Consider the following 1073-nt stretch of genomic DNA (forward strand, 5'->3'; position numbering starts at 1 on the left):
TTTGGATGCGAGTAGTAACCCAAGTACTAATCGAAGCCTTCCCCAATCAAATTATCAACATTCATCCCAGTTTATTACCTAGTTTTAAAGGAGTGCGAGCCTTAGAGCAAGCTCTAGATGCCGGGGTAAAAATCACTGGCTGTACTGTTCATTTAGTAACTCTGGAAATTGATAGTGGTAGGATTCTGATGCAGGCAGCTGTGCCAATCGAGCCAGACGATACACCGGAAACACTACACGCTAGGGTTCAAGTACTTGAGCATCGTATTTTGCCTGAGGCTATTATTTTAGCTGCGCAATTACATAATCTATAGAAGTTAAATTGTATAGCTATACGCGCTAGGGAACTTTGAATCACAATACTACGTCTAGACCAATATGCCTGTTGCTATATTTGAATCCCTAGCGCTTAAACAATAAATTTATCGATGATAGAAATAGTACTTGACCCCATCTTTCAAGCAGCAGCTAATGGTATAGCTTTAGCCATTGGCAGAACAGCCGCGGAAAATGGCATTAATTTACTGGGCGACGCGAGAGGAGCTTTGTTAGATAGAGCGGGAAATCTAACTCAGCTAGGCAAGAATTTGCTATTTCCTATCTCCAATAAATATATTCATAACTATACTCAGCGTCACGGTATATTCAAAGTTTTGGGAATGTCGGAGCCTGCCAGCTTGGATGATGTCTATACAAGGCAATTTTTTAATCCGGAAACTCGACCAAGTTTTGAGTCTATTGAAGCCTTAGAAGATACCGTCCGTAAACGCCAGCGTCGGAATTTTAATTCGAGTGATAATGCCAAGCGTTCAGGAATTGATGTTGCTAATAACAAGCAATATCTACTGGTATTAGGAGGGCCGGGAATGGGAAAAACTACCTTCCTCCGTAAAATCGGATTAGAAGCCTTGCAAAGGAAAAAAACAGGCTATCAGCATAAAAAAATTCCCGTATTAATCGAACTCAAACGCTTGGAATCAACAGAAATTGACTTAGAAGGAGCGATTGTTCAAGAATTTAATAACTGTAGTCTGCCCAAATATCAGGAGTTAACAAGCAAATTTTTAGAGGAA

The 1073-nt window shown here is 40.3% G+C and carries 1 protein-coding gene and 1 pseudogene; both read left to right on the forward strand.

Annotated features, from left to right (window positions below):
* Positions 1-314 (forward strand): phosphoribosylglycinamide formyltransferase (locus F6K23_RS41145; protein ID WP_293167062.1); only part of this gene is annotated, 314 nt, incomplete at its 5' end.
* 114 nt (positions 315-428) lie between these two features.
* Positions 429-1073 (forward strand): annotated as a pseudogene (locus tag F6K23_RS41150) (hypothetical protein); the annotation flags it as partial.

The organism is Okeania sp. SIO2C9, assembly GCF_010672455.1.
Taxonomy (GTDB): Bacteria; Cyanobacteriota; Cyanobacteriia; order Cyanobacteriales; family Microcoleaceae; genus Okeania.